General features: G+C 63.7%; 32 protein-coding genes. 16 read left to right on the forward strand and 16 right to left on the reverse strand.

Annotation, left to right across the window (positions count from 1 at the left end):
- Positions 1–201: 201 nt before the first annotated feature.
- Positions 202–996 (reverse strand): class I SAM-dependent methyltransferase, encoded by a 795-nt coding sequence (locus BCCGELA001_RS06030; RefSeq protein WP_008544024.1) that lies wholly within the window; start codon positions 994–996, stop codon positions 202–204.
- Between the two features lie 407 nt (positions 997–1,403).
- Here BCCGELA001_RS06030 and BCCGELA001_RS06035 point away from each other — a divergent pair, with 407 nt between their 5' ends.
- Positions 1,404–2,432, forward strand: a complete 1,029-nt coding sequence (locus BCCGELA001_RS06035; protein ID WP_060734830.1) for a glycosyltransferase family 2 protein — start codon at positions 1,404–1,406, stop codon at positions 2,430–2,432.
- A gap of 15 nt (positions 2,433–2,447) precedes the next feature.
- Here BCCGELA001_RS06035 and BCCGELA001_RS06040 read toward each other — a convergent pair whose 3' ends face one another.
- On the reverse strand, positions 2,448–3,434 hold the full coding sequence (locus BCCGELA001_RS06040; protein ID WP_060734831.1) for a glycosyltransferase: 987 nt from the start codon (positions 3,432–3,434) through the stop codon (positions 2,448–2,450).
- Here BCCGELA001_RS06040 and BCCGELA001_RS38110 point away from each other — a divergent pair.
- The 3 genes from BCCGELA001_RS38110 to BCCGELA001_RS38115 all read left to right on the forward strand — a co-directional run bounded on the left by BCCGELA001_RS38110 (position 3,427) and on the right by BCCGELA001_RS38115 (position 6,344).
- Entirely contained in the window at positions 3,427–3,684 is a 258-nt protein-coding gene (locus BCCGELA001_RS38110; RefSeq protein WP_008566312.1) for a hypothetical protein, read from the forward strand. The two genes, BCCGELA001_RS06040 and BCCGELA001_RS38110, sit on opposite strands and share 8 nt — an antisense overlap.
- Before the next feature lie 67 nt (positions 3,685–3,751).
- The gene (locus tag BCCGELA001_RS06050) at positions 3,752–5,080 is read left to right on the forward strand and encodes an O-antigen ligase family protein (protein WP_060734832.1); all 1,329 of its coding nucleotides are present in this window, start codon (positions 3,752–3,754) and stop codon (positions 5,078–5,080) included.
- A gap of 121 nt (positions 5,081–5,201) precedes the next feature.
- A complete protein-coding gene (locus BCCGELA001_RS38115) occupies positions 5,202–6,344 on the forward strand; it encodes a GNAT family N-acetyltransferase (RefSeq protein WP_060734833.1) in 1,143 nt (380 codons plus the stop codon).
- A 4-nt stretch (positions 6,345–6,348) separates the two neighbouring features.
- On the opposite strand, the gene BCCGELA001_RS06060 is transcribed toward BCCGELA001_RS38115, so the two are convergent.
- Complete coding sequence (locus tag BCCGELA001_RS06060) at positions 6,349–6,888, reverse strand: RBBP9/YdeN family alpha/beta hydrolase (RefSeq protein WP_060734834.1); 540 nt, start codon at positions 6,886–6,888, stop codon at positions 6,349–6,351.
- Between the two features lie 120 nt (positions 6,889–7,008).
- On the opposite strand from BCCGELA001_RS06060, the gene BCCGELA001_RS06065 reads away from it, so the two are divergent.
- Positions 7,009–7,485, forward strand: a complete 477-nt coding sequence (locus BCCGELA001_RS06065; protein WP_008544031.1) for an Lrp/AsnC family transcriptional regulator — start codon at positions 7,009–7,011, stop codon at positions 7,483–7,485.
- On the opposite strand, the gene BCCGELA001_RS37850 is transcribed toward BCCGELA001_RS06065, so the two are convergent.
- From BCCGELA001_RS37850 to BCCGELA001_RS06080, 4 genes are all read right to left on the reverse strand, one after another.
- Positions 7,460–7,720 carry a hypothetical protein gene (locus tag BCCGELA001_RS37850; protein WP_158511607.1) on the reverse strand — a complete coding sequence of 87 codons (261 nt, stop codon included), beginning with the start codon at positions 7,718–7,720 and terminating at the stop codon, positions 7,460–7,462. The two genes, BCCGELA001_RS06065 and BCCGELA001_RS37850, sit on opposite strands and share 26 nt — an antisense overlap.
- The gene (gene wrbA, locus BCCGELA001_RS06070; RefSeq protein WP_008544033.1) at positions 7,713–8,312 is read right to left on the reverse strand and encodes an NAD(P)H:quinone oxidoreductase; all 600 of its coding nucleotides are present in this window, start codon (positions 8,310–8,312) and stop codon (positions 7,713–7,715) included. The genes BCCGELA001_RS37850 and wrbA overlap by 8 nt, the downstream gene beginning before the upstream one ends.
- A gap of 141 nt (positions 8,313–8,453) precedes the next feature.
- Positions 8,454–9,152, reverse strand: coding sequence for a pirin family protein (locus tag BCCGELA001_RS06075; RefSeq protein WP_060734835.1), 699 nt, complete (start codon positions 9,150–9,152; stop codon positions 8,454–8,456).
- A 39-nt stretch (positions 9,153–9,191) separates the two neighbouring features.
- The gene (locus BCCGELA001_RS06080) at positions 9,192–9,944 is read right to left on the reverse strand and encodes an SDR family NAD(P)-dependent oxidoreductase (RefSeq protein WP_060737509.1); all 753 of its coding nucleotides are present in this window, start codon (positions 9,942–9,944) and stop codon (positions 9,192–9,194) included.
- A 117-nt stretch (positions 9,945–10,061) separates the two neighbouring features.
- On the opposite strand from BCCGELA001_RS06080, the gene BCCGELA001_RS06085 reads away from it, so the two are divergent.
- The gene (locus BCCGELA001_RS06085) at positions 10,062–10,997 is read left to right on the forward strand and encodes a LysR family transcriptional regulator (RefSeq protein WP_060734836.1); all 936 of its coding nucleotides are present in this window, start codon (positions 10,062–10,064) and stop codon (positions 10,995–10,997) included.
- A gap of 69 nt (positions 10,998–11,066) precedes the next feature.
- On the opposite strand, the gene BCCGELA001_RS06090 is transcribed toward BCCGELA001_RS06085, so the two are convergent.
- Positions 11,067–11,324, reverse strand: coding sequence for a hypothetical protein (locus BCCGELA001_RS06090; RefSeq protein ID WP_060734837.1), 258 nt, complete (start codon positions 11,322–11,324; stop codon positions 11,067–11,069).
- A 149-nt stretch (positions 11,325–11,473) separates the two neighbouring features.
- On the opposite strand from BCCGELA001_RS06090, the gene BCCGELA001_RS06095 reads away from it, so the two are divergent.
- Positions 11,474–12,460 carry a tripartite tricarboxylate transporter substrate binding protein gene (locus tag BCCGELA001_RS06095; RefSeq protein WP_008544036.1) on the forward strand — a complete coding sequence of 329 codons (987 nt, stop codon included), beginning with the start codon at positions 11,474–11,476 and terminating at the stop codon, positions 12,458–12,460.
- A 136-nt stretch (positions 12,461–12,596) separates the two neighbouring features.
- Positions 12,597–12,953, forward strand: coding sequence for a hypothetical protein (locus tag BCCGELA001_RS06100; protein WP_008544037.1), 357 nt, complete (start codon positions 12,597–12,599; stop codon positions 12,951–12,953).
- A 56-nt stretch (positions 12,954–13,009) separates the two neighbouring features.
- Here BCCGELA001_RS06100 and BCCGELA001_RS06105 read toward each other — a convergent pair whose 3' ends face one another.
- From BCCGELA001_RS06105 to BCCGELA001_RS06120, 4 genes are all read right to left on the reverse strand, one after another.
- Entirely contained in the window at positions 13,010–13,843 is an 834-nt protein-coding gene (locus tag BCCGELA001_RS06105) for an adenylate/guanylate cyclase domain-containing protein (protein WP_008544038.1), read from the reverse strand.
- A 55-nt stretch (positions 13,844–13,898) separates the two neighbouring features.
- Complete coding sequence (locus BCCGELA001_RS06110; RefSeq protein ID WP_008544039.1) at positions 13,899–14,366, reverse strand: YbaK/EbsC family protein; 468 nt, start codon at positions 14,364–14,366, stop codon at positions 13,899–13,901.
- Between the two features lie 49 nt (positions 14,367–14,415).
- Entirely contained in the window at positions 14,416–15,147 is a 732-nt protein-coding gene (locus tag BCCGELA001_RS06115; protein WP_008544040.1) for a haloacid dehalogenase type II, read from the reverse strand.
- Between the two features lie 146 nt (positions 15,148–15,293).
- Positions 15,294–15,893, reverse strand: coding sequence for an Lrp/AsnC family transcriptional regulator (locus tag BCCGELA001_RS06120; RefSeq protein WP_144441166.1), 600 nt, complete (start codon positions 15,891–15,893; stop codon positions 15,294–15,296).
- Positions 15,894–15,988: 95 nt separating this feature from the next.
- On the opposite strand from BCCGELA001_RS06120, the gene BCCGELA001_RS06125 reads away from it, so the two are divergent.
- Both BCCGELA001_RS06125 and BCCGELA001_RS06130 read left to right on the forward strand, forming a co-directional pair.
- Complete coding sequence (locus BCCGELA001_RS06125) at positions 15,989–16,744, forward strand: DMT family transporter (protein ID WP_335339437.1); 756 nt, start codon at positions 15,989–15,991, stop codon at positions 16,742–16,744.
- A gap of 112 nt (positions 16,745–16,856) precedes the next feature.
- The gene (locus tag BCCGELA001_RS06130) at positions 16,857–17,522 is read left to right on the forward strand and encodes a hypothetical protein (protein WP_008544043.1); all 666 of its coding nucleotides are present in this window, start codon (positions 16,857–16,859) and stop codon (positions 17,520–17,522) included.
- Between the two features lie 131 nt (positions 17,523–17,653).
- On the opposite strand, the gene BCCGELA001_RS06135 is transcribed toward BCCGELA001_RS06130, so the two are convergent.
- On the reverse strand, positions 17,654–18,100 hold the full coding sequence (locus BCCGELA001_RS06135; protein WP_236840821.1) for a winged helix-turn-helix transcriptional regulator: 447 nt from the start codon (positions 18,098–18,100) through the stop codon (positions 17,654–17,656).
- Positions 18,101–18,184: 84 nt separating this feature from the next.
- On the opposite strand from BCCGELA001_RS06135, the gene BCCGELA001_RS06140 reads away from it, so the two are divergent.
- Complete coding sequence (locus BCCGELA001_RS06140; protein ID WP_008544045.1) at positions 18,185–18,919, forward strand: SDR family NAD(P)-dependent oxidoreductase; 735 nt, start codon at positions 18,185–18,187, stop codon at positions 18,917–18,919.
- 74 nt (positions 18,920–18,993) lie between these two features.
- Here the strand turns inward: BCCGELA001_RS06140 and BCCGELA001_RS06145 are convergent, their stop codons facing one another.
- Positions 18,994–19,878 (reverse strand): amidohydrolase family protein, encoded by an 885-nt coding sequence (locus tag BCCGELA001_RS06145; RefSeq protein ID WP_060734840.1) that lies wholly within the window; start codon positions 19,876–19,878, stop codon positions 18,994–18,996.
- 315 nt (positions 19,879–20,193) lie between these two features.
- Between BCCGELA001_RS06145 and ykgO the strand changes: the two genes are divergently transcribed.
- From ykgO to BCCGELA001_RS06160, 3 genes are all read left to right on the forward strand, one after another.
- Entirely contained in the window at positions 20,194–20,319 is a 126-nt protein-coding gene (ykgO, locus tag BCCGELA001_RS06150) for a type B 50S ribosomal protein L36 (RefSeq protein WP_006611362.1), read from the forward strand.
- Positions 20,320–20,424: 105 nt separating this feature from the next.
- Positions 20,425–21,066, forward strand: a complete 642-nt coding sequence (locus tag BCCGELA001_RS06155; RefSeq protein WP_060734841.1) for a tetratricopeptide repeat protein — start codon at positions 20,425–20,427, stop codon at positions 21,064–21,066.
- A gap of 127 nt (positions 21,067–21,193) precedes the next feature.
- The gene (locus tag BCCGELA001_RS06160) at positions 21,194–21,454 is read left to right on the forward strand and encodes a hypothetical protein (RefSeq protein ID WP_060737510.1); all 261 of its coding nucleotides are present in this window, start codon (positions 21,194–21,196) and stop codon (positions 21,452–21,454) included.
- A gap of 12 nt (positions 21,455–21,466) precedes the next feature.
- Here BCCGELA001_RS06160 and BCCGELA001_RS06165 read toward each other — a convergent pair whose 3' ends face one another.
- The gene (locus BCCGELA001_RS06165; protein WP_008544046.1) at positions 21,467–21,649 is read right to left on the reverse strand and encodes a hypothetical protein; all 183 of its coding nucleotides are present in this window, start codon (positions 21,647–21,649) and stop codon (positions 21,467–21,469) included.
- A gap of 330 nt (positions 21,650–21,979) precedes the next feature.
- Here BCCGELA001_RS06165 and BCCGELA001_RS06170 point away from each other — a divergent pair, with 330 nt between their 5' ends.
- Complete coding sequence (locus BCCGELA001_RS06170) at positions 21,980–22,936, forward strand: alpha/beta fold hydrolase (protein WP_060734842.1); 957 nt, start codon at positions 21,980–21,982, stop codon at positions 22,934–22,936.
- 17 nt (positions 22,937–22,953) lie between these two features.
- Here BCCGELA001_RS06170 and cycA read toward each other — a convergent pair whose 3' ends face one another.
- Positions 22,954–23,349 (reverse strand): cytochrome c-550 CycA, encoded by a 396-nt coding sequence (gene cycA, locus BCCGELA001_RS06175; protein ID WP_060734843.1) that lies wholly within the window; start codon positions 23,347–23,349, stop codon positions 22,954–22,956.
- 273 nt (positions 23,350–23,622) lie between these two features.
- On the opposite strand from cycA, the gene BCCGELA001_RS06180 reads away from it, so the two are divergent.
- On the forward strand, positions 23,623–25,116 hold the full coding sequence (locus tag BCCGELA001_RS06180) for an FAD-linked oxidase C-terminal domain-containing protein (protein WP_060734844.1): 1,494 nt from the start codon (positions 23,623–23,625) through the stop codon (positions 25,114–25,116).
- Positions 25,117–25,127 lie beyond the last annotated feature (11 nt).

Raw genomic sequence — 25,127 nt, forward strand, 5'->3', positions numbered from 1 at the left:
TATAGGTGCCCAATCAACGCAACAGGGAAAATTAACCATACTCATTGAGGGACTATTCACCGAAATGGCAAACAAAGCGTTTAAGCGCATGCCGCCTTTCGGAGCGTCGCCGTGATCGTCCAGAGATTAACGGGTCGTTACCGCGCGCAGCGTGCCCGCGAAGCGTCGCTCGCCGCTCGATCGACCGCGCGTGCATGGCTTTCAGCTCTTTCGCAGGATGACGTGATAGTCGCCGCGGCGGACGTCGGTGCCGCGCGGAAGCACCGCGTTCATCACCGCGGCGCCGGCATCGACCAAGGCCGCAAACATCGGCTTGCGCCCGCGCATCTCGGGATAGCGCGGGCTCTCGACCTCGCGCCGATAGATCATCTCCAGCCCGTTGGTGGCCGCGAATGCTTCGAGCCTCGGCAATGTCACCAGCGGATGGAAGAACGTCGGGAAGGGCGGCTCGCCGGGCAGGCCCGCATCCTTGATGCCGCGGATGTGACGATAGAACCAGACGTGAAACCAGTGCGGCGAATATTTGGTGACGACCCCCGACAGCGAGCGCGGATTGGGCGCGCCGATCAGGATCATTCCGCCGTGCTTGAGCGCATGGCGGAAATTCAGGAGCGCCGCCTCGACGTCGGGGAGGTGCTCGATCACGTTGTAGCAGATCACGAGATCGAAGGTCTCGGGCTCGAAACGGTAAGTCTGGACGTCACCGAGAACTGCCTTGTCCGCATAGGTGTTGTTGCGGACCTGGTCCTCATCGATGTCGACGACGGTGACGTGGCTGCGGCCCGGCAATTCCGGTGGCAGGACGCTGCACGAGCCGCCGCCGGCTTCATAGATGGCGAGCCGGCCTTGCGGTAGTTCGCGGCGCAGCACGTCATGGACGGCGAGCAGGCTGTCGCGGGCTTCGCCGGGGACCAGATCGTGCAGTGCGAGTGGGGCCGCCACGGAGGCCTTGATGGCGGTGGTTGTCGCGAAATCGATCGTCGCTGGCTTGTTCATGATTTTCTGACCGCGCTTGTTCTATTCAAATTTACAGGAAAAAACTCGCTCCCCCGAAGAGCAAATCTGATGCCGCGCCGTCTCACTGCTTGCAGTGCTTACAGTCGGGTTAATGCCCATAGGCGTTAACTACAGCATTGTTCATGTTGAGCCGTTGTCGGCACACTGGACCGCGAATTGCACTACCACGCGTGCAAGGTTTTGCGTCAGAAGCACGCGAACGCGGTTAAGTGCATGCTATCGTGCCGAGATGGCTGCAAGTCGCCGGCGTCGTGGCGGGATGCGCCGCGCGGCGGCTGTTCATTTTGGGACGCCGCTGTCCCGCGACGTTGTGCCGTCGCGGGACGTGGCCGATCCGCGCGATCGAAGCAGGGCTTTTTCAACACATCTCGGACATCTAGGACGCCATGACATTGATCCCGACAGAGCTGTCCGCGACGCGCATCTCGGACGTCGTCTCCGATCCCAATCGGGAGATCGTGGCGAGCTCCCGCGTCATCGATCTTTCGGTCGGCATCGTCGTCTGCATTCCCTGCTTCCGTCGTCCGCAGCATCTACGGCTGACCCTGGACTCGCTGGTGAGCCAGCGCACGCCCCGTTCCTTCGCCGTCGTCATGGTCGAGAACGATGCGGCGCGCCGCGAGAGCGCGCCTGTCGCCGCGGAATATCTCGGCGATAGCAGGCTTCAGGGCATCTGCCTCGTCGAGAAGCGACAGGGCAATTGCCAAGCGATCAACGCCGCGTTCGAGACGGCCCAGGCGCTGTTTCCGGCCGCGACCCGCTTCCTGATGATCGACGACGACGAGATCGCCTCACCCGACTGGCTCGAACTGATGGTTCGCACCGCGGAGGCGACCGGCGCCGACGTGGTCGGCGGGCCGGTGCTGCCCGTCTTCGAAGACGACAACCAGCCGTGGCTGTCGCGTCATCCTGCCTTCTGCCCCGCCTATGAGTACAGCGGCGCGGTGCCGCTGATCTATGGCTGCGGCAATTGCCTGATCACGCGCGCGGTATTCGAGCGGTTCGATCGTCCCGCCTTCGACCTGCGGTTCAATTTCCTCGGCGGCGGCGATTGCGACTTCTTCGTGCGGTGCCGCGATGCCGGCCTGAAATTCCACTGGACGGCTGAGGCCGTCATCACCGAGACCGTGCCGCAGAGCCGAACGAGCCTCGGCTGGATAGCGAAGCGAGGCTTGCGGATCGGCGCAATCAATTATCGCGTGCAGTCAAAGGCCGCGCAGAGCGCGACAGCGCGTGCGCTGGTGTTCGCGCAGATGCTCGGACGGCTGCCGCTGTCGCTGGTTCGCGCCGCCAGCCTGCTGACCTCCTCCAAGGCCGTCGTCGCAATGCATCCGGTGATGGTCGCGCTCGGCTCGGTGCTCGCGGCATTCGGCATCGAGCCGAAGCCCTATGAGGCCTCGAAGATCGTGTCCTGATGCCGTGATGGCGTCCTAGATACCAAAACGGGTGAGGAAGACCCGAAGCGCCGCGCGCGGAAGCGATTTGAGCGACCGCCGGCCAACCATCGCGAGATAGGTGAAGGCTTGGCGATATCTGCCGAAGCGCACGGCCTGCATTGCTGAATAGGTGACGAGATGGATCTCGGCGGCCTGACGCAGCGGGTCCGCCATGCCCTCGGGCAGTCTTGCCAGGATCAGCCCGTCGTCGAAGACGCGGGCGACCGCGGGGAAGAAGTCCTGCGGCGTGCGCACTGCCGCGTTCATCGTGTTGGCGGTATGCACGCGATAGTCGAGCAGGAGCTTTGGGGTAAATTCGAACTCGCCGATCGCGGCAAGTCGGCACCAGCAGTGCCAATCCTCGCAATATCTGAGCGAGACGTCGAAGCCGCCGACGGCGCGGAAGGCTTCCGCGCGGGTGATCACGATGCCGCCATTGACAATGAAATTGCCGGCCGCAAGCCGCGTCAGCACGTCGCCGGATGGCTTGCTGCGTCCCTTCAGCAGGTCGCGCCGGCCGATCTGCCGTCCCTCGCTGTCGATCGTGTTGTAGTCGCCATAGACGAGAACCGCGCGGGGCGCGCCGCGCGCCGCCGCCAGCAGCGCCGCCACGGCGCCGGGACGCAGGCGATCGTCGGCGTCGAGGAAGAGCAGCCAATCGCCGCTCGCATGGCGCGCGCCGAGATTGCGGGCCGCAGACACGCCGGCAGAATAGTTGTTCATCATGCGCAGCCGCGGATCGCGCATGGCGTGAACGATCGCAATTGTGTCGTCGGTCGAGCCGTCGTCCACGACGATCACCTCGCCGACATGGTCCTGCGCAAGTGCGCTCGCGATTGTTTCACCGATATAGGCCGCAGCGTTCTTGGCGGGAATGACGACGGAGACCGACGGGGCCGGGGTCACCGGCAGCGGCAGGCGCGTCGCCGGCGCTACGCGTGAGGCGACCGGTAATTCGAGAACCTCGTCGGCGGTGATCAAGCGGCAGCTCGTATTTAATGGTCTGTTAACCAGGGGCACGTCTGCCGAAATCTCGGCTGCGGCGGATGATAGCCGCATTGTCGGCAAGTTCGCCGCCGCTAACGCCCGCGTGGCGGCGGATTTGTGGAGTAACGTTAAGCAGGCGACATCGAGCTGCTGCAAATCCGACGAGCTCGGCAACTCTGCCCGCAACGCATCTACGGTCGTTTTCGGCAAGCTGGTTGACGGATGGTTAACGGCGGTGAGCTAGAACCTGAGCTCGGCCGGCCTCACCAGCTGTCGCCACGGATTGCAGCCTGGATCGCAGCGCCCCTGACATGACTGACGTCGAAACCCGATCATTCGGCCACGTCCTGCATGATGGACTTGCAGGGGTGAACGCCATGCGCGCGGCGCGCTGCCTCGTCGCGGTCGCGGCCCTGCTGTTGATCCTGGTGACGCTCGAGCCGTTTCCCGACCTGCGCAGCGAGCATTTCGTGACCGTCGTGGGCGGACGAATGGCGCTGACCTACATCGTATACGGCCTCCTGGCTGTCGTCGCGGTGCTGTGCGTCGCCGCGACGGATGCGCCGGCGCTGAAAACCCTGGTCACCCCGCTGCATCTCTGCCTCGTCGGCTGGCTGCTGATCAACATCGCCTTCTCCGAGAGCCGCGGCGTGTCGTTCCAGCGTTTCGTGCTCGCGGCGAGCGTGACGTCGCTAGCCGTGCTGCTGCCGCTGTTGCCGCCGACGCAGCGAAGCTTCAATCTGTGCCTCGGCGGCGCCGCGCTCGCGCTGCTGGTGGTGTGCTATCTCGGCGTTGTTCTCGCCCCGCAATATTCGATCCACACGGTGTTCGACATCACCGAGCCGCAGCTCGCCGGCGACTGGCGCGGCAGCTTCGGCCACAAGAACGTCGCCTCGCCGGTGATGACCATCCTGGTCTATGTTGGCATCTACCTGTCCGCGGTCGGCTCGTTCGTGATGGGGCCGGCGATCGCCGCGCTTGCCGGCATCTTCCTGATCTTCACCGGCGGCAAGACGTCGTCGGTGCTGTGCCTTGCAATCTATCTCTTGGCCTCGCTGGTTTACGTCACGCGGAGCCTATGGCTGAAGCGGATCATCTGCTTCGTGCCGCTGATTCTGATGAACCTGCTGACCGTCGGCAGCGTCATGAGCCCTGCGCTCGGCGGCATCACGCGGATGCTTCCGCTCGATCCCACCTTCACCGGCCGCTCCGCGATCTGGGAGTTCGCCCTCGCAGCCGTCGCGGAAAAGCCGATCATCGGCCATGGTTACGCGGCCTTCTGGGACGACGTGTCTGCGCGGCAGACCGCGCAAGGCGCCGAATGGGCGACGACCGCGGCCCACAGCCATAACAGCTATCTCGACCTTGCGGTCACCATCGGTTTGCCAGGGCTGCTGCTGGTGATCCTCATCTTCGCGCTCGCGCCGCTCGGCAATTTCCAGTCGGCCCAGGCGCACAACCGCAGCGGCGCGCTGGCAAAGCTGTTCCTGACGATATGGCTGTTCGGCTTGTACTACGGTGCAACCGAGACGTTCCTGCTCGATCGGCAAAATCCAATCTGGTTCATGTTCGGGCTCGCAGTGGCCGGCCTGCATTTTCTGGCGAGGTTCCAGTGCGTCGCGGCGGAACCGGCGCGCTGACAGCTTGTCGCAGCAGGAGCGGCCTTGGTGGCATCGGCTTAACGATAAGCAGCGACGCTGCTTGTGGTCTGCGACGAAACATAATCTATCTCGGAGCACTCAGTAACCGTATGTCACGCGGATGACATTCCTCAGCGTCGAGCAATCAGAAGGTCGGGTGTCGAGCTCGCCGGGAATCGCGGTCGATTTCCTGCGTGACTGGCGGCAGGCTGCTTTGCGGCTGACTGCAGGTCATCGCACCGCGTTCCAGCATGATTATTGGCTCGGTGCCTGGTACGCGGCATTCGACGACCTCGCACCGCTGATCGCCGTCATCTCCGATGCCGCGACCGGCAGGGACATCGCGCTGGTGCTGATGATCAGCCATGTGAGGCGCGGTATCCGCGTCGTTGAATTCGCCGATCTCGGGGTTTCCGACAACAATGCGCCGATCCTGTCGCTCGACGCCGCTCTGGATGCGGCGGCGATGCGCGCGATCGGCAAGGCGTTGATCCGCGCACTGCGCGCCTTGCCCGATGGCTTCGATCTGCTGCGCCTGAGGAAGATGCCCGCCCAGATCGGCGGCAAGCCAAATCCGCTGGTGTCGCTCGGCCGGACCGGATCGTCCTCGCTCAACGGCAATCTCGTGCTGCTCGGCGACGATTATGAAGCTTACCAAACTTCGATCAAGCGCATGCAGATGCCGCGCTGCTGGCGCGTCTTCACCCGCCATGCCGGCGCGCGGTTTGAGCTCGCCACGGATGTCGCGCGCGCACACGAGCTGCTGGACGTGATGGATGTGCAGCAGCAGGCGCGCATGCAAAAGCTAGGCTCGCCGTTCGTCCTCAACGACAAGACCCATGCACGGTTCTATCGCGAGGTTGCCCGGCAGGGCGTCGCGGGTGGCTATGCCGTCGTTACGGCGCTGGTCTGCGACGAGGGCGTCATCGGCACGTCGTTCGGCATCAGGCAAGGCGCGACTTATTACCTGCTGCGGATCAGCCACGGAGGCGATTCATGGTCGAGCTGCTCTCCCGGGCTGCTCGTGATCGAGCGCACCATGGCAGCGCTGCATGCGCAGGGCGTGCGTCGTTTCGATCTCAGCATCGGCAACCAGGATTATAAGCGCCGCTTCGGCGCTACGAGGGTCCCGCTGACCGACGTCAGCGTCGCACTGTCCTGGCGCGGTCTGCCATACGCATGGCGCGACCATGCGGCGCAGGGCCTGCGACGATATCCCGGGCTCGCTGCCATCGCCGCGCCCGTACTGCGCCGGATGCGCTGATCCGTCATCGCGACAGGCCCGCCCTGAAGGCCTCCAGCAGCGCGCGCCCTTGCGGCCAGTCGCCGAGCCTGCTCGACGCATTGATGTGACCGAGTGCGCCGAGCACAATGAGACCGGATCGCCAGGCACTGGCTCGCTGCCGTGTCGCACTGATCTCGCCATAGGGGTCGTCCGTGCTGGCGATGACGAGCGAAGGGAAGGGCAGCGCGCATTCCGGCACCGTCTTGAACGCGGCCGCCTCCATCGGGAAGCTGGCGCCATCGGGATCGGGCACCGCGACCAGAAACGCGCCGGCGATGCGGGATTGGAAGCGAGCGGCCCAATGCGCCACCAACAGGCAGGCAAGGCTGTGTGCGACCAGCACGGGCGGCGTCGTGCAGCGCCTGACCGCGCGCTCAAGCGACTGCTCCCAATCGTCGAGGTCGGGCTGATCCCAGCTCGCGGGCTGAAACCGCAGGAAGCGCGCATCATTGCGCTCCCAGATCGTCTGCCAATGGGTGTCTCCGGAGTCGCCGAGGCCGGGCAGGGTGATGGTGTCGTGCATGGTCGTCCCGTGATATCTGCGATGGAGGCAGTGTGACGCAGCGCGGTGCTGCATCACATGGCAAGTCATCGGTGGAATCGACCATCCGCCGTTGATCTCAAGGTGGAACGGAGAATTTTGTTGGATCGCTTCGGAAGCATCGACGCCAAGGATCTGAAGATCCTCGAGGCGTTGCAAGCCAATGCACGCGTGCCGCTGTCCGAGCTCGGCCGCTCCGTCGGACTGTCCCAGCCGGCGGTCTCCGAGCGCGTCAAGCGGCTCGAGGAAGCCGGGATCATCGAAGGCTACGGCGCCCGCATCAATCCGCGCGCGCTGGGGCTCGGCCTGATGGCGCTTGTACGCCTGCGCACCACGCATGAGCACATCAAGACCTGTCTCAAGCGGTTCAGCGAAATTCCCCACATCATCGAGGTCCATCGCGTGACGGGCGACGACTGCTTCGTGCTCAAGGTGCTCGTCCCGGCGCCGGAGGATCTCGAGACGATCGTGGACCGGATCGCCGGCTTTGGCGCCGTCACGACCTCGCTGGTGCTGCGAAGCGAGCCGGCGCGGCCGATCGGCAAGGATCTCGTCAGGAAAAAGGCCGAACGAACGTGAGGGCGGTGCCCGCCATCACGATCCCGTGCAACCGGCGCAGCGAAAGCGGCCACGCGAGGCGCGAACGAGGCTGCGACAATACCAGCGCCGCGCAAGCGCCTGTGCGGGCCGGCGGAGCATCTGCGCGATCAACAGCAGTTCGAAAGCCATTCGTATCGGTTTTGGTGAAAAACGTCTTCCACGCAGATGGGGCGGCATTCTCGAAGGAGAATGCCGCCCCTGTCGCATCAGCCATGCAGCTTCCTGGCGGTCTCCGCGATCTGACGGCCCTGATAGCGCGCGCCGGCGAGCTCGTTGGCGCTGGGCTGGCGGCTGCCGTCGCCGCCGGTGATCGTGGTGGCGCCGTAGGGCGCGCCGCCGGTGACCTCGTCGAGCTTCATCTGCCCGGCGAAGCCGTAGTTCATGCCGACCACCACCATGCCGAAATGCAACAGGTTCGTGATGATCGAAAACAGCGTGGTCTCCTGGCCGCCATGCTGGGTCGCGGTCGACGTGAAGGCGCCACCGACCTTGCCGTGCAGCGCGCCCTTGGCCCAGAGCCCGCCGGCCTGGTCGAGGAAGTTCGCCATCTGCGAGGCCATGCGGCCGAAGCGGGTGCCGGTGCCGACGATGATCGCGTCGTAATTGGCGAGATCCCCGATCTCGGCGATCGGAGCGGCCTGATCGACCTTGTAATGCGAGGCTTTCGCGACCTCGGCCGGCACCAGCTCCGGGACGCGCTTGATGTCGACGGTGGCACCGGCCTCACGCGCGCCTTCGGCGACGGCATTGGCCATGGCTTCGATGTGGCCGTAGGCGGAATAATACAGGACGAGAACTTTGGTCATGGTGGTCTCCGTTGGACGATGAGTTTGACTAGATGTTGAGGTCGTCATGCCCGGGCTTGTCCCGGGCATCCACGTTCTTGCTTCCGTGCGGATGGGCGTGGATGGCCGGGACAAGCCCGGCCATGACGGAAGGAGCGGCGCCTACGCCGCGTCGACGAGCACGATCTCGGAATCTTCCAGTGCGGTGATCGTCAGCCGGTCCTCGTTGCGGATCGCGGCGCCATCGCGGGCGTTGACGCGCACGCCATTGATCTCGACCACGCCCGCCGCGGGCACGAGATAGAGATGACGCGACTTCTGCGGCGCGTATTCCGCGCTCTCGCCCGCCTTCAGCGTGGTGGCGAGCACCCGCGCGTCGGCGCGGATCGGCAGCGCATCAATGTCGCCTTCAATTCCGCTCGCGATGGTGACGAGCTTGCCGGACCGGTCTGCCTTCGGGAACGGCTTCGAACCCCAGGTCGGCTGACCGCCGCGCGCCGTCGGCTCGATCCAGATCTGGAAGATCCGCGTCTGGGTCGGTTCGAGATTGTACTCGGAGTGGCGGATGCCACTGCCGGCGCTCATCACCTGCACGTCGCCCGCTTCGGTACGTCCCTCGTTGCCGAGGCTGTCCTGATGTGTGATCGCGCCCTCGCGCACATACGTGATGATTTCCATGTTGGCATGGGGATGGGCGGGAAAACCGGTGTTCGGCGCGATCTCATCGTCGTTCCACACCCGCAAGGCGCCATGACCCATGTTGTTCGGATCATAATGGCTTGCGAAGGAGAAATGATGCTTGGCCTTGAGCCAGCCGTGGTCGGCGCCGCCGAGCTTTGCGAAAGGTCTGAGTTCGATCATCTGCGTAATTCCTTGACTTGAGCGGGTTTGGCGCCTGAATCAGGCGCCAAACCCGCCGTCGACATTGAGCACGGTGCCGGTGACGAAGGAGGCCTCGGGGCTAGCGAGGAAAACGACGCCCGCCGCGACTTCCTCGGGACGGCCGAAGCGCTGCAGCGCGTGCTGCTTGCGCTGGGTCTCGGCGAACTCGCCGCCGTCCTTCGGATTCATGTCGGTGTCGATCGAGCCGGGCTGCACCACGTTCACGGTAATGCCGCGCGGGCCGAGGTCGCGCGCAGCGCCCTTGGTGTAGCCGACCACGGCGGCCTTGGTGGCAACGTAGTCGGCAAGGCCCGGGAATGAGGCGCGGTCAGCCAGCATCGAGCCGACGGTGACGATGCGGCCACCTTCACCCATCAATTGCGAGGCGGCGCGAATCGCCGCAATCACGCCATGCACGTTGATGGCATCCTGACGGTCGAACGCTTCTGCGTCGGCCTTGGCATCGTCGATCGCACCGCCAGCAGCGACGCCGGCATTGTTGACGAGGATGTCGAGACGGCCGAACTCCTTTGCGACGTCGTTCACGAGCTGCGTGACGTCTTTCGCCGAGGCCTGGTCGGCCCTGAAGGCGCGCGCCTTGACGCCCTTGGCCTTCAACTCGGCAACGACCGCTTCGGCCTTGTCGGGCGAGGCGACGTAGCTGATGGCGACGTCTGCGCCTTCATCGGCGAGCGCGCGGGCGGAAGCCGCGCCGATGCCGCGCGAGCCGCCGGTGACGAGGGCAACCTTGCCTGAGAGCTTCTTGGTCATTGGAATCTCCATTGCTGGAATTGCGATTGACCCTTGGATAAGCCTCCGTCTGTGGTATAGAAATAGAAACTGTTGAAACACATTGTTTCCTAATTTATCCCGATTGGATCGCCCGCCATGGCAAAACTCCCGGATTTCGAAGCGCTCGCGATTTTCGCAAAAGTCGTGGAGTTGCGGTCCTTTGCGGGGGCCGCAGGCGAACTCGCGATGTCCAAGGCGACCGTTTCCAAGGCGGTCACGCGGCTGGAGGAGCGGCTCGGGGCCCGGCTGTTCAATCGCACCTCGCGTCGGCTCGCCTTGACCGACGCCGGGCACAAGCTCGCCGAGCGCGCGACGCGCCTTTTAGTCGATGGCGAGGCCGCGGAGAACGAGGCGCTGGCGCAATCGGTTGCGCCGCGCGGGCTGGTCCGGCTCGCCGTGCCCATGACGTTCGGCATCAAGGCGGTGGCGCCGCTGCTCCCGGAATTCCTCCAGGCCTATCCGGAAGTCTCGGTCGATCTGCATCTGAGCGACGCGACCGTCGATCTGATCGGCGAGGGGTTCGACATGGCGGTGCGGATCGCCCGGCTGCCGGACTCGTCACTGATCGCGCGGCAGCTCTTCACCATGCCGCGCTACACCGTGGCCGCGCCGTCCTATCTGAAGCAGCACGGGCGGCCGACGCATCCGATGCATCTGGCCGAGCACAAATGCTTCAGCTACGCCTATCTCTCGACGCCCAATGTCTGGCACTACACCAATTCGGCGGGCGAGCAGGCCAGCGTGCGCCCGGGCGGCCCGCTTCGCGTCAACAATGGCGAGGCGGTGATGCCGGCGCTGATCGCAGGCCTGGGCATCGCCGAGCTGCCCGAATTCATCGTCGGCGAGGCGATCTCGTCCGGCGCGGTCGAAGTGATCCTGAAGGATTGGAAGCAGCCTGAAGGCGCCGTGCATCTGGTGACGCCGCCCGGCGGCCCGCGCCCCGCTCGTGTCGAGGCGCTCGCGGATTTCCTCGCAGCGAAGCTGCCGGGCACCTGCAAGCGCCGGACGAAGAATGGTGCGAAGACTAGATAGACCCTTGGTGGGCACGACGCGCGAAGAGCGCGCCTTTGTCCACCTACGCGAACTCTCATTGCAGCCCGACTACGACACCTTCACGCCGTTGATCGAGACGATACGCAAGCTCGGTTTGATCGTCTCGTCCAGCTGCGCCTTCAATTCGTGAACGCGCGGGTCGTTCGATCGCTTCGCGCAAACCCCGTATTGATGGACAGATTGCGCCAAGGCGCGCCGCGCTTCCGGCGTGCGGTTCAATTCGGGTTTTGAAAGCCGCAAGACGATCGCCGCGAGATTCACCAGCATCTCGTCCAGCGCGACGTCGATGGTTGCCAGATTCCGCATTACTCACTCTCCCTGAGAGGGCAACAGCGGGTCCAGATATGCGTTCCTGGCGAGGCCGAACATGGCTAACGCTTCGTAAACATCTTGTTCTTGCCGGTTGGCGCGTTAGGCTGAGAGCGAAACAAAGAACATCGGGGGAGGCTCCCATCATGGACCGACGCGAACTGTTGCGCGCCGCTGCCGCACTGCCGCTGTTGCGCGCTGCGTTCCCCGAGGAGGCCTTCGCCCAAACCTATCCGGCGCGCAACATCACCATGATCGTGCCCTTTCCCGCCGGCGGGCAGGCCGATCTTGCTGCGCGCCCAGTGGCACAGGCGCTGGAGCGGATCCTCGGCAAGCCCGTGATCGTCGACAACAGGGCGGGCGGAGGCGGCGGCTCGGTCGGCAATGCCGCCGCGGCGCGCGCTGAGCCAGATGGCTACACGCTGCTGATGACGCTGTCCTCGCTCGCGGTGCTCCCCGAGGCCGATCGGTTGTTCGATCGTCCCGTTGCCTACGAAGTCGCGCAGTTCATGCCGATCGCGCGCGTGCTCGCCGATCCGACGCTGCTCGCGGTGCCGGCCTCGGCGCCATGGAAGACGGCACAGGACTTCGTCGAGGATGCCAAGGCGCGCCCGGGCCAGATCACTTACGGCTCATCGGGGCCCTACGGCACGTTGCACGTGGCGATGGAGATGTTCGCAAACAGCGCCGGCATCAAGCTGCTCCACGTGCCATTTCGCGGTGCAGGTCCCGCGCTGACGGCGATCCTCAGCGGGACCGTGCAGGCAATCGCCGCCGCACCCGGCACGCTGAAGCCACAGGTCGACGACGGCAAGCTGCGGGTGCTCGGCAATTGCGGCGCGAAGCGCATCCCGAGCTTCCCCGACCTGCCGACCTTCCAGGAGATCGGCTACAAGGACGTCGAGTTTTACATCTGGGCCGGTCTGTTCGCGCAGAGTTCGCTTCCGGCACCGATCGCGGCTCGGCTGCGCGAAGCGATGGCCGAAGCGATGAGAAGTCCCGATGTGCTGAAGGCCTTCGAGACCTCCGGCAGTCTCGTCGCCTATCAGGACGCCCCCGCATTCTCCGAGTTCGTCGCGGCCGACAGCGCGCGGCTGATCGCGGCCGTGAAGAAGATCGGCAAGGTGGAGTAGGGCGGCATCGCATTGGCCCGGCGAATCGCCGGGTGAACAGGTTCCAAGTCCGCTTTCACATTTTGTTGTTGGTCCAGAACCGGGTCCCGCCTCATTGATTGATGAGAATTCAAGGGAATCGAGAAGGGACCGGGACATGCGAGCAGAGCGGATTGCGCTGGGTCTGGCGCTTGCGGTCGGTGGCATCGCCGCGCAGGGCGCAGCGTTGGCCCAGGAATATCGCGGCACAATGGAACAGCAGATGGCGTGCACACCCGATGTGTGGCGGCTGTGCAGCGACCAGATTCCGGACAGGAACCGCATCGTGGCTTGCTTGCAGCAGAACACTCCGCAGTTGTCGAGCGGGTGCCGTGCGGTGTTCCAGTCCAACAATCAGGTGCAGCCGCAGCAGCCGGTGCCGCGCAACCGCATCGCGCCGCCACCGCGTTATAACAATGCGCCTCCGCCTCCGTACGCGCAGCCGCGGCCCTATTATGATGAGGACGACGATTAGCGCTGCCTGGCGCAAGGTACGCAGCGTAAGCGCCAGATGCGGTTGTACCGCTTCGTTCAGCGCTCCCCCTTGCTGTCCGACTCAGGTCGATGGCCAAGCGCCATCCGCAAGACAACACCGAAGAGAATGGCTGCGACTGGCCAATGGAACCAGATTTTATGCGCGCCAGTGAACAGATTGATTAGAATCAAAAAGCCCGACACCGTGAGGGCCGCTGCAACCGGGCGTGGCAGTTTCGCCAGCCAATCCGAGACGACACTCGTCCATGAGGATGGACCGTGCCCGTCGTCCATCCGCATAGCACCGGCTTCCTTCCGGCGAGCTGGGCTTTCGTTGACCGCGAAGCTCCCTCGGCCGGCGGCTTGGTCGCCCAAGGTCACCCGATAGCTGGTCAAGGGAGCAATGTTCTTCATGGGCCGCTGGCCGAGACAGTCGAAGCCGACGGACAGTTTGTTGTGCACCTGATCGTAGACCGAGCTCGAGATGACGACGCCGCCGGGGTCAGCGAGTTCTTGCAGCCGCGACGCAATATTGACTCCGTCGCCATAGATGTCGGAGCCATCAACCATCACATCTCCGAGGTTGATGCCGATGCGAAATCGCATCGGGTTCACGCGAGAGGGGTCTGAATCCTGATTTGAGATCTCTTGCTGAATCTCGACCGCGCATTGCACGGCCTCGACGACGCTGGCGAACTCGGCGATCACGGCATCGCCCCAGGTATTCACGATGCGGCCGTCGTGACGCTCGACCAACCCCGCAATGGCAGTGCGGTAGCGGCGGAGCGTCTCCAGCGTTCCCGCCTCGTCTGCTTCCATGAGGCGAGAATAGCCGTACACATCGGCGCACAGCACCGTTGTCAGCCGTCGTTTTACCTTCTCGTCGGGCATGGTTCCTACATTAGCCTCCCGGACCGGCAAATGCATCAGGCATCCTGCAGCCGCCTTATGGTCTGATCTCGCAGACATCGACCCATTCGGCCGCGGTCAGCTCGGCCATCCGATCAGGCGTGATGCGCACCGCGCTGTGGGTCGAGCCTGCGGCCGGCACCACCACGTCGAAAGCTTTCAGCGAGACGTCGCAATAGATCGGCAGCGGCACCTTCAGCCCGAACGGGCAGACGCCGCCGACTTCGTGGCCGGTGATCTCGGCGACCTCCTCCAGCCCCAGCATCTTCGGCTTGCCGCCGAACTGCGCCTTCACCTTCTTGTTGTCCATGCGCGACGTGCCGCTCGCGACGATCAGGATCACGCGCTCGCCGATGCGCAAGGACAGGGTCTTGGCGATCCGGCCGGGCTCGACGCCATAGGCTTCGGCGGCCAGCGTCACGGTGGCGGAGCTGATCGGGGATTCGATGACTGATATGTCGGGGGCTTTTTCGGCGAAGAAATCGCGGACGGATTGAAGGCTCATTCCAAACAGCTCATTCCAGACTCGTGGGCAGGCGACGTGATGCAATCCCTCAAGCGATGCCTGGCAGCTCTGAAAGCGCGCGGATGCGATGATCCGGCGCGAAGCCGAGCTCGTCCATCTGGGTGCGGATCGCCCTGAACATCGTCAGCGGTGCCACGACTTCGTTCTCGACGCAAGCCAGCGCCATGGCTTCGGGCGTCACCCGTTCGATCCACGCCACAGTCAGCCCGAACGACTTCGCCCCCGCGGCGTCCCACGGATTGGAGGAGACGAACAGAACCTCGCTCGGCTGGGTGCCGAGCACCTCGCCGATCAGCTCATAAGCCTCAGGACTCGGCTTGAAGATCTTCTTCGCGTCCACGCTGATGGTGGCATCGAGCAGGGTGTCGAGGCCGGAGTTGCGCACGAGCGCATTGAGCATGTCCGGACTGCCATTGGAGAGGATGGCCAGCTGGCGCGGTTTCAAGGCGGCAAGCGCTGCGGTCGCGTCCGGATAGAGATCGAGCTGCAGATATTTCCCGATGACGCGCTCGAATGCGTCGTTCTCGTAAGCGAGCCCCAGCATGCGCAGCGTATAGGCGAGCGAGTCGCGGGTGACGGCGGCAAGATCCTGGTAGCGCCGCATCAGCGAGCGCAGCCAGGTGTATTCGAGCTGCTTGATGCGCCAGACCTGCGTGATGAGCTCGCCATAACCCGGGAACGCATCCTCGGTGATTTCGGCGACCGACTGGATGTCGTAGAGCGTCCCGTAGGCATCGAAGACGACGGCTTTGATGCTCATTGGCTATCCTTCCATGCCGTTGCGGTCACGACGACCTCGCTTGGGGGAATGGCCCTAATCGTCAGCTTACCAAACCCGTATCGAAAATCTGCCGATCCAAAGCGTGATCGGCGGGGTTCAATCGGCCGCAGCTTATTGATCGTTGATCAGGAATCAACAGGCAGCTCTGTTGTAGACTTGGTCACAGCCAGAACAATCTCGCTGGTGTAGGCCCGAACACCGGGGGCCACCTTCAACATGCGCCGTGCAAACTCTTGATAGTGCGCAACATCGCGGCTGCGGACCAGGAGGATGTAATCGGTATCGCCAGCGATCAGCATGCATTGCGACACACGCGGAGAAGCCATCATTCGCGCTTCGAACGTGTGCATCATCGCTTCGGTTGGTCCGTCGAGCTTCAGGCGGACAACGGTAAGCAATGGATAACCCAATGCCTCAGCAGATAGCAGAGATACTGTGCGTTCGATGATCCCCGCGCTCCTCAGGCGGCGCACGCGTTTCAAGCAGGCCGGAGGCGACAGGCCGATTTCATCTGCCAAAACCTGGTTTGCGATCAGTCCATTCTGCTGCAAAGCCCGCAGAATTCGTCTGTCGATCTCGTCGAGCACGAAATAGTGCGCTGCGTCCGGCTTTCGTTTTTGAAAGCCTTGTACCTTTTTTGGGGAGCTCGATTTCTTCATCCGAGTATTGTTAGGGCCATTAGGCACCAAAATCACTGAAAAAAAGAAATCTGCATCGTCGACCAATGGGCTAGCTTTGCGTCATGAATTCTCAGGCATTTCGACTCGAAAGATCGGCGCCGATGACGCCAAGCGGCGTTTCCGCGCGAGGTGTCGCCTGGATGCTGCTGCTCGCCGTGATGTGGGGGCTTTCGATCCCGGTTACCAAATATGGTCTTCAGTCGGTGCCTCCGCTGACGTTGACCGCAATGCGGTTTGCCATCGCGGTGCTGTTGCTCTTCGTATGCACGATCGGCAAGCCGACGCTCGCTTTGAAGGCGCTTCCTCGCGCGGCTGCCCTCGGCGTTTTGGGAATCGGCGTCGGCCAGGTCGCACAGGCTTTCGGCATCGAGGGAACGACCGCGTCCGTCGGGACGATCATTTCGGCAACCATTCCCATCTTTGTCGTCGTGTTCGCGGCTCTTCGACTGGGACAGCGCGTCACCGGCCGCCAGCAGCTTGGTCTACTGACTGCGTTCGCCGGCATCGGTCTGGTTGCGCTCGGACAAGATCAGGTGACGGGCTCGGTGGTTTCGTCTGGTGTGGTTGGCGCCTTCTGGATGCTGCTCTCGGCCGTCGCGATCGCGTTCTACTACGTCTGGAGCGTCGAACTTACGCGCGAGTATGATACCGCGGCCGTCGCGGCCTGGAGCACGCTCTTTGGGTTCCTTGCGCTGATGCCATGGTGCGCTTGGGAGCTGTCGCACAGCGATGTCCATCTCACGGGTGGGGTCGTTGCTGCAGCCGCCTACCTCGGGGTGGCGGTCAGTGTCGCAGGGCTGTTCCTCTGGCTGTACATCCTGAAGACAGTTTCAGCTCCGCTCGCGGCGAGCGTTCAGTATCTTCAGCCCGTGTCGGCATTGCGGCGGCGGCTGTGATGTTCGGTGACGCGCTCGGGCTGCATTTCGGCGCTGGCGTCGTCCTCATCCTCGTCGGTCTTGCCTTGGCGGTGGCCACCCGGCGCAAAGCCGAGGAAGCAGTGCCGCACGAATGAGCCTCATCGTCTTGAAGCTGATCCTGCCGCCGCTGCTCATCCTTGTCGCCTCCTTGGCCGGGCGTCGTTGGGGTGACGCCATCGGTGGGTGGCTCGTCGGTCTGCCGCTGACGTCAGGTCCGGTCGCCGCGTTCCTTGCCCTCCAGTACGGCGCGGACTTCGCCACGGCGGCTACCAACGGGTCGTTGGTCGGCACTGCCGCTCAGGCCTGCTTCAGCCTCGGCTACGCACTTTTCGCTCGAAAGGGCTGGGTGATAGCTTTGCTGGTCGGAACCGCCACATATGCAGTCACCGGCTTCCTTGTTCAGCTCCTGCCGCTGGCGAACTGGAGCTTTTTTCTGATCGCTTTGGGCACGCTCACCGCAGCCGCGCGCCTCATTCCACATCACACGGCAATTCGCAGCGTCGTCCCCGCACATTGGTGGGATCTACCTGCGCGGATGCTGATCGCAACGACTATTGTCCTGACTTTGACCGGGATTGCCACTTTCGTCGGTGCGAAAACGGCCGGTGTGTTGGCGAGCTTTCCCGTGTTCGGAACCATTTTGGCGATTTTCGCTCATCGCATCCGGGGTGCCGTCATGGCGCGCAGGTGTTGCGCGGCATGGTCCTGGCTCTCTACGGATTCGCTACGTTCTTCTTCATTCTTGGTCTGCTGTTGACGACCGTCGGCATCCTCCCTGCGTTCCTCGCGGCCATCGCCACCACGCTCTTGATCCAGATGGGCGCGCTGCGGCTGCAGGGTCGCTGGATATTCAAGTCGGTTTAGGTATGGCTTGCTTATCAGCTCAAGCTAAAGGGTTGGCTGACGTCCGGGCCGTGTCCAGGTGGCCCTCTCCGCGAAGACCCGACTGACTTCCGCCATGTGCTCCGTACCCCATGTGCAGAGCGGCACAAGGGCCATCGCCAGGCTATGGCCGAGAGGCGTGAGGCTGTAGTCCACCCGCGGCGGCACCTCCTTGTAGTCGGTCCGCTTCACCAGGCCGTCGGCCTCGAGTTCCTTCAGCTGCTGGATCAGCACCTTGTCGCTGACGTCGCGTATGGCGCGCCGGAGCTCGCCGTAGCGGGTCGGGCCGTCCTGGGCGAGGAAGTAGAGGATCAGCGGCTTCCACTTGCCGGAGACCACCCGCAGGGTCGCATCCAGGCCGCATGTGAAGCCGGGGAGATTGGGCGTGCAGCGCTGGACGTCTGCTTGAGCCTGCGCCGCCGGCAAGTCTGGGTCTGGAAGATCTGAGGACATTTTTGGGCACTTACCAAAAGGTGCATACTTGTCGATAGGTGGGTAGGCCGCCAGCTCAGTGCAACCTCATTGAAGGAGCACAACATGAGCAGACTACAAGGCAAGACGGCGGTGGTGACGGGCGGTGGAACCGGCATCGGATTGGGAGCGGCCAAGCGGTTCGTCGACGAAGGCGCGTTCGTCTACATCTTCGGACGGCGGCAGGAGCCGCTCGACGCTGCGCTCGCGCAGCTGGGGTCTTCGGCGCGCGCGATCCGGGGATCGGTCACCGATCTGTCCGACCTGGACCGGCTATATGCGACGGTGAAAGCCGAACGCGGCAGTGTCGACGTTCTCTTCGCCAACGCCGGCACCGGGCTGTTTGCGCCGCTCGGCGAGATCACGCCCGAGCACTATGATCATATCTTCGACGTCAATGTGAAAGGGCTGGTGTTCACCGTGCAGAAGGCCCTGCCATTGATGCGCAAGGGGTCGTCGATCATTCTCACCGGTTCGAGCACGGGCGTGATGGGGACACCCCAGTTCAGCATCTACAGCGCGACCAAGGCCGCGATCCGCAATCTGGCGCGCAGCTGGGCGCTGGACCTGCGCGGCACGGGCATCCGCGTCAATGTGCTGTCGCCGGGGCCGACCAAGACGGAGCTGGCGCTGGAGATCGTCGGCGAGGAAGCCTTCGACGCGCTTGGGAGCACGACGCCCATCGGGCGTGTCGCCGACCCCAGCGAGACCGGGGCGGTCGCCGCATTCCTGGCGTCTTCGGACAGCAGCTACATGACGGGCGGCGAGGTCTTCGTCGACGGCGGCCTTGCACAGGTCTGAGGCCGCGCGCACCTGAGCCCGAGGGCTTCGATCGCTCGATCGGAGCCCTCGATGCTCGGGGTATCAGTGAGCGCCTAGATTCCCAACAGCTTGCGCGCGTTCGCCTTGAGCACCTTCGGCCGGATCTCGTCGCGGATGTCGATCTTGGCGAAATCCGACAGCCAGCGGTCAGGCGTGATCACCGGCCAGTCCGAGCCGAACAGCATCTTGTCCTGGAGAATCGAGTTGATGTAGCGCACCAGGATCGGCGGGAAGTATTTCGGCGACCAGCCGGAGAGATCGATATAGACGTTCGGCTTGTGCGTCGCGACCGACAGCGCCTCCTCCTGCCAGGGGAAGGAGGGGTGCGCGAGGATGATCTTAAGGTCGGGGAAATCGGCCGCGACGTCGTCCATGTACATCGGGTTGGAATATTTCAGCCGCATGCCCATGCCGCCGGGCATGCCGGAGCCGACGCCGGTCTGGCCGGTGTGGAACAGCGCAATCGCGCCGCCATTGTTGATCTCTTCATAGAGCGGATAGGCCATGCGGTCGTTGGCGTAAAAGCCCTGCATGGTCGGGTGGAATTTGAAGCCGCGCACGCCGTATTCCTCGATCAGCCTGCGTGCCTCGCGCGCGCCGAGCTTGCCCTTGTGCGGGTCGATCGAGACGAAGGGGATGAGGACGTCGAGATGCTCGGAGGCGATCTCCAGCATCTCCTCGTTCTTGTAGCGGCGGAAACCGGTCTCGCGCTCGGCATCGACAGGGAAGATCACCGCGGCGATGTTCTTGGAGCGGTAATAGGCAGCGGTCTCCGGCACGGTCGGCGGATGCTTGTGGGGCGATTTGAAATACTCCGCCATCTGCGCCTGGAAGTCGTCATAGCCGTCATCGGGATGGGTGCCGCAGGGCTCCTCGGCATGGGTGTGGATGTCGATGGCGACGACGTCGTCGATATTAGGCAGCTTCAGCTTCGGCATGGGGGTCCTCCCGACGGGTTGCCGAATTGATTATATGATATAACGAATTTGGCAAGGCGTTGTCGAAAGGCCTTGAAAGCATGGCGATAAAATAGATCCGATTCGGCCGCTTCTACTGTGCATGGGGTTGTTTTCGCGGCTTGCCGTTCGGAAGGCGGCAGTTAACATTGACATGACCTCCTACCATGCCTTAAGAACCGCCCCGCCCCGTCCCGGGCGGTCGGTCCGCCGGCGGGAAAAATCTCATTTTGCCACATTCGCGCGTGCCGAAACGGTAGTGCCGAACACGGCCTTTCGAACGTTCAGGATTCTGCCATGAAGGTCCGTAACTCGCTGAAATCGCTGCGCGGTCGCCATCGCGCCAACCGCCTGGTCCGCCGCAAGGGCCGGGTCTATGTGATCAACAAGGTGCAGCGCCGCTTCAAGGCGCGTCAGGGCTGATCTCGCCCTGCGCGGCGCTTTCGCGCGCTCCGCAACACTACGCTCACACGAGTTTGACGCCGTCCTTGCTTTGCAAGGACGGCTTTGCGCGTTTAGACTTTCACCATGGCAGTGAGATTCCCTTTCGCCCGCACGCTGTGCCTGGCCCTCGTCCTGGGAGCGACCGGCCTTACGCCGGCGCTGGCGCAGCAGATCGAACCACCGCCCCCGCCCGGCAAGCAGAAGAAGCTGCCGGAGGCGCCGGCCAAGCTGCCCAAGGTCGACCGCAGCAAGAATCTTGATTTTCTGTTCGGCGCACTGAAGGCCGCGCCCGACGAGGCCAGCGCCAAGCATGTCGAGGCGCGGATCTGGGCGGTCTGGCTGCAGACCCCGAGCGACACGGCGGCGCTGTTGATGTCACGCGCCAAGACCGCGGCCGAGGCGCAGAAGATCGAAATCGCGATCAAGCTGCTGGATTCGGTCATCAAGCTCAGGCCCGATTATATCGAGGCCTGGAACCGGCGCGCGACGCTCTATTACATGCAGAACGATTACGGCCGCTCGCTCGCCGACATCCAGCAGGTGCTGATCCGCGAGCCCCGTCATTTCGGCGCGCTGGCAGGGCTCGGCATGATCATGCAGGAGGTCGGCGACGAGAAGCGCGCGCTGGATGCCTACCGCAAGGCGCTCGCCGTCAATCCGCACCTCGAGAAGATTCCCGACCAGGTCAAATCGCTGACCGAGAAGGTCGAAGGCCGCGACATCTAGCGGACAAGTTGATCATTTCCCGAGTGATCATGGCCGTCGAGGATTAACCACGATCGGAAGCGCGGCGCTTTGCGGGCTATTGCTGCCGCCGCAGCGGACCTACCTGCATGACAGGGAGAGCACAGCCATGAAGCGCTTGATTGTTGCGGGTAGCTTGCTGATTGCGTCGGGAACGGCGAGCTTTGCCGACGGGTTGTTCTGGGTGGTCGGCAACCGCGCCACCGGCAGATGCAACATCGTGACCAGCAATCCCGTGATCATCGGCGATATCTATTTCGGTTCCGGCCCCTACAAATCCAGGGCCGATGCCAAGCTTGCCCGTTCGACGATCCGCGTCTGCCCCGCGCCCACGCCCGAGGAGGAAAAGGACGAGGACGGGTCGAACTAGACCGCCGGCATCTTAGTGCAGAGCGCTGCTGCCGCGCTCAGTAAGGCCGCGATCGGCGGCGGCGGCGTAAGCCCTTGCAAGCTCTGCCTCGAGATGCTCGTTGATCAGGAGCAGCGCCCGCACGGCACCGCGCAAGTCGCCGTTACAGCTCGCGACGATCTCGTCGATCGCAGTGTCGTTGGATCTGAAGCTCATCGAAATCCTCCGGTTCAAATCAGGACAAAATCCTGCCGGTCTTTCCCGCATCCCCTGAGGTTGCGAGGAGGATCGGCGCCCACCCGCGCCTAGATGGCGGAACCGACCATGGCGATTATATGGAAGCCGCGATGACGACTGCATGAAGCTGGCTAGAGGCTTGTGTGTCACCACGGAACATCGTTGATTTCATTGTATTTTCGCGCTCGTTGATTATGCACATATCCACAGCCCCTCTATTTCGGTGGAAGCCCTGGGGCCGGTCAGGCGAAACTGCAATGTGCCAAAACCCGTAACTGCCCTGTGCCCAGGATCGCCCGGATTCTCTCGATGATCGTGATGTCAGTCGTGACGGCGCTGGTCCTGCTGGCGCTGGCCACGCAGGCCGGAATCGTCGCCGTGCAACGCGCCTTTCCACCGCAGGGCCGGATGATCGAGGTCGACGGTGCCGTGCTCCACGTGGTCGATATCGGTCCGCGCGCGGCCGGCCTGCCGATCGTGATGCTGCACGGCGCGAGCTCCAATCTCGAAGTGATGCGCCGGCCGCTCGGCGATCTCCTCGCCAGGGATCATCGCGTGATCTTGATCGATCGCCCCGGCCATGGCTGGAGCACGCGCGCGCGGCGGCAGGATTCGACGCCGCAGATCCAGGCAAGGATGATCGACGAGGCGCTTCAAAAGCTCGGGATCGATCAGGCGATCTTCGTGGTGCATTCCTGGAGCGGCGCGCTCGGCGCGCGGATCGCGCTCGATCACCCGCACCGCGTTGCCGGCCTCGTGATGCTCGCGCCCGTCACGCATCCCTGGCGCGGCGGTGTCGGCCGCTACAACGAGATCATCGCAACGCCCGCGATCGGGCCGCTGCTCGCCTACACGATCACGTTGCCGCTCGGTTACGTCCTCGCCGAGTCAGGCGCGCGCAACGTCTTCCTGCCGCAGACCATGCCGGACGGCTTCGTCAGGGATTCCGCGACGCCGCTGCTGCTGCGGCCGCGCGAGTTTGTCGCCAATGCCTATGATCTGGTGACGCTGAAGGAAGCGGTGGCCGCGCAGGTCGCGCGCTATGGCGAAATATCGGTGCCGGTGACTATCATCGCCGGCGAGCCCGACAAGACCGTGAAGACCGACATCCACGCGCGCCCGTTTGCCGCGACCGTGCCGAATGCGAAGCTGATCGTGCTGCCCGGTCTCGGTCACATGGTGCAGAATGCCGAGCCGGATCTCGTAAAGGCGGAGATCGAGGCGATGATCGGCAAGATCATTCCAACGCAGGCGGCCGCGGATTAGCGGCCGCCTTTGCGGACTTACTGCTTGGTCTTCCCGTCCTTGTCGTATTGGGCGATGAAGGCCCAGAGATTGTTGATCTCGGTCTCGTTCTTGATGCCGGCGAACGCCATCTTGGTGCCGGGGATCTTCGCCTTGGGATCCTTGATGTATTCCTTGAACGTGGCCTCGTCCCAGGTGATGCCGGAATTCTTGTTCGCATCCGTATAATTGTAGCCCTCGGCGGTGCCCGATTTGCGGCCGTTGAGACCGTTGAGCTCGGGGCCGACCTTGTTCTTGGCGCCTTCGCCGATCGCGTGGCAGGCCAGGCATTTGTTGAACGACGTCTTGCCGGCCGCGACATCCTGCGCCATCGCGGCAGGTGCGGTGGCAGTCACGGTGAGGATCATCAGTGCGCCAAAAGTCAGTTTTGTCATCGGTTGCTCTTCGTCTCTTCCCTGGGGTCTGGTCAGTCTCTTGCCTGAGCGGCAATCGGCGAGCCTGCCGCTTTTGGCAGGCCCGCCCGGCTTGGACAAGCCACCAAACCATGACAGGTTTCACGATTTCCTACTTGTCCCAGAGCGAACTCGCCGACGATTGCCGGTCCGACTTTCGGATGGCCTACCCAAACACCCCCGGACGTGGTTGATTTGGCGCGACAAATCGATCGTACGGCGTGAGCCGGAACGATCTGCGATGAAGGACTTGAAATGGCCATCATGATGCCTGCGAGCGACCAGGGCGTGCTCGCGCGCCGCGCGGAGATCGTGGCGGCGCTGCGTGCAATCGTGCCCGGCGAAGGTGTGATCGACAGCGCGGCCGAGATGCGGGCTTACGAATCCGACGGGCTCACGGCCTATCGGCAGCCGCCGATGGTGGTCGTGCTGCCCGATACCACCGAGCAGGTCTCGCTGGTCCTGAAATATTGTGCAGAGCAGAACATCAAGGTGGTACCGCGCGGCTCCGGCACATCGCTGTCAGGCGGCGCGCTGCCGCTCGAAGACGGCGTGCTGCTCGGCCTCGGCAAGTTCAAGCGCATCCGCGAGATCGATTTCGACAACCGGGTCGTCGTCACCGAGCCCGGCGTCACCAACCTCGCGATCAGCCAGGCGGTCGCGCATGCCGGCTTCTACTACGCGCCCGACCCATCCTCGCAGATCGCCTGCTCGATCGGCGGCAATGTCGCGGAGAATTCCGGGGGCGTGCACTGCCTGAAATACGGCATGACCACCAACAATGTGCTGGGCTGCGAGATCGTGCTGATGAGCGGCGAGATCCTGCGCATCGGCGGCAAGTCGGCGGAGAACTCCGGCTACGACCTCATGGGCGTCATCACCGGCTCGGAAGGCCTGCTCGGCGTCATCACCGAGATCACGGTGCGCATTCTGCAGAAACCGGAGACGGCGCGCGCGCTGATGGTCGGCTTCGCAGAGGTCGAAGCGGCCGGCGAATGCGTGGCCCGCATCATCGGCGCTGGCATTATCCCCGGCGGCATGGAGATGATGGACAAGCCGGCGATCCACGCCGCCGAAGCCTTTGTCCATGCCGGGTATCCGCTCGACGTCGAGGCGCTGCTGATCATCGAGCTGGACGGCCCCAAGATCGAGGTCGACGAGCTGATCACGCGGGTCGAAGGCATCGCAAGAAGCTGCGGCTCGGTGACGCTGCAGATCTCCAATTCGGAAGCCGAGCGCAATCTGTTCTGGGCCGGCCGGAAAGCCGCGTTCCCCGCCGTGGGCCGCATCTCGCCCGACTATCTCTGCATGGACGGCACCATTCCCCGCGGCGCGCTGCCGAAAGCGCTCGCCCGCATCCGCGAGCTCTCGGAAAAATACCAGCTCGGCTGCGCCAACGTGTTCCACGCCGGCGACGGCAATCTGCACCCGCTGATCCTTTACGATGCCAACAAGCCCGGCGAGATCGAGCGCGCCGAAGCCTTCGGCGCCGACATCCTGCGCGCCTGCGTCGAGTTCGGCGGCGTGCTGACCGGCGAGCACGGCGTCGGCATCGAGAAACGCGATCTCATGCCCGACATGTTCACCGAGATCGACCTCAACCAGCAGCAGCGGCTCAAATGCGCCTTCGACGCGCAGGGCCTGCTCAACCCCGGAAAGGTATTCCCGACTCTGCACCGCTGCGCCGAGCTTGGCCGCATGCACGTCCACGCAGGCAAGCTAGCGTTCCCGGACATTCCGCGGTTCTAGATTCGCGACGA

The organism is Bradyrhizobium sp. CCGE-LA001 (assembly GCF_000296215.2).
GTDB lineage: Bacteria > Pseudomonadota > Alphaproteobacteria > Rhizobiales > Xanthobacteraceae > Bradyrhizobium.